At 61.8% G+C, this 1902-nt stretch carries 2 protein-coding genes; both read left to right on the top strand.

Annotated features, from left to right (window positions below):
• Positions 1–208: 208 nt before the first annotated feature.
• Entirely contained in the window at positions 209–1636 is a 1428-nt protein-coding gene (locus ABYV26_RS24905) for a sulfatase (RefSeq protein ID WP_372684042.1), read from the top strand.
• A gap of 18 nt (positions 1637–1654) precedes the next feature.
• On the top strand, positions 1655–1902 hold a 248-nt coding region (locus ABYV26_RS24900; protein ID WP_372684041.1), incomplete at its 3' end, for a sulfatase-like hydrolase/transferase.

The raw sequence follows: 1902 nt of genomic DNA, 5'->3' as shown, positions 1-1902 counted from the left end.
TGAAATCGATGATGGCGGTCTACGATGCCTGGTGGGACGAGGTACGGCCCTTCATGGTCAATGAAGGCGGCGTTAAGCTGGGACCCAATCCGTTTCAAGTGAAATACGAACAGCAGAAAAACGAGGTGGGCATTCCGGAATGGGAGGTGCCCGCGCTGTGAAGGGCTGCATTCGCCAAAAACGCGTGGTCAGGATCCGCCGGACCGCGGTGGCGTGGTGTCTCTTGCTGGCGGCCGGGCCGGCCCTGGCCGGCGGGCCGGAATCGGCGGCCCCGCCCCGCGCCAAAAACATCCTGCTGATCATGTCCGATGATCTGAAGGCCAGTGTCCTGGGCGCCTACGGCAACCGGGTCTGCCAGACCCCGCACCTGGACCGGCTGGCCGCGGCGGGGATGGTGTTCGAGCGGGCCTATTGCCAGGGGCTGGCCTGTGTGCCGTCACGCCCGTCGATGTTGCGCAGTATTTATCCGCGATCCAAACGGACTGCCCTAACCATCGGTGAACATTTGCAGAGGTATGGCTGGCATACGGCCCGGGTGGGCAAGATCTTCCACATGGGCGTTCCCGACGACCCGAAGAATGGTACCAGCGGGGCTGATGTCCCGGAGTGCTGGACGGAATTTCACAACACCAAATCCCCTGAAACGTTCACCCCGGGGCTCTATCGCCTGATGATCGACGGGATCGCCACTCGGCAGATGGAAGGGCGGCAGGGAGCAAAAACTCCGCTCCGCCCGTTTGTTTCCGTAGAGGGGGATGTCGAAGACGGCTCCGACCAGTCTGACTACAAGGTTGCGGCAAAAGCGATTGAACTGCTCAACGAACGGAAAGCCGAGGGCCAGCCGTTCTTCCTTGGGGTGGGTTTCTTCCGCCCACACTATCCGATGGTCGCGCCCAAGAAATTCTTCGACATGTATCCCCTGGCAGAAATTGAAATCCCGCCGCAGGTCGAGGGCGATCTGGATGATATTCCGGAGGCAGGACGCTCACGAATCCGCCCGGAGATGGATGCCAGTGAAGAACAGCGGAAGCGGATGTGGCAGGGCTACTATGCCTCGGTGACGTTCATGGACGAGCAGGTTGGGCGGGTGCTTGATGAACTCGACCGGTTGGGCTTGCGCGAGTCGACCGCGGTGATCTTCACCTCCGACCACGGCTACCACCTGGGCGAGCACGGTTTTTGGCAGAAAATGAACCTGCACGAAGAGGTGGCCCGTGTGCCGTTGATGGTGAGCGTGCCGGGAATGCAGCCTGGCCGGGCGGCATCTCTGGCTGAACTGGTGGACTTTTATCCCACCTGTACCGACCTGCTGGGCCTGCCGACGCCGCCGAGCGTGCAGGGCACGAGCCTGGTGCCGATCCTGGAAAACCCGGGGGCCATCGTCCGGGAGACCGCGTTGTCCCTGTATGAGCGTGGTCATGGATTTGGCATCCGGGCGGCGGACTGGCATTACATGAACTACGGGGAGGGGGGCGAGGAGCTATACGATATGGTCCAGGATCCGCACCAGTACACCAACCTCGCGGGGGATCCCGCCCATGCGGATCTGCTGGAGAAAGCCCGGGCCATCTACCAGGAGCGGCTGAAGGAAGCCGGCATTTCGCTTTCCCGAAAAGCCAAGAAAAAGAAGAGATAGAAGAAGACGAAGGCGACGATGAACAAAATCCTGATCCTGCTGACCGTGGTTCTCGGCGGGCTGGCGCCGGTCGCCGCAGCCGATCGCCCCGCCCAGCCGAATGTGATCCTGTTGCTGACCGACGATCTTGGCTGGCAGGACGTGAAATGTTACGACATCGACCAGCCATCGCCGATGGAGACGCCGCACATCGATGGCCTCGCCAAGCAGGGCGTGCTCTTTCGCCAGGCCTACTCACCGGGGCCGGTCTGTTCGCCGAGTCGCGC

Origin of the sequence: Desulfosarcina sp., from assembly GCF_041551955.1 — a bacterium.
GTDB lineage: Bacteria > Desulfobacterota > Desulfobacteria > Desulfobacterales > Desulfosarcinaceae > Desulfosarcina.
Note: the sequence above shows the minus strand (reverse complement) of the source record. Positions and strands in the feature narration are given on the sequence as shown.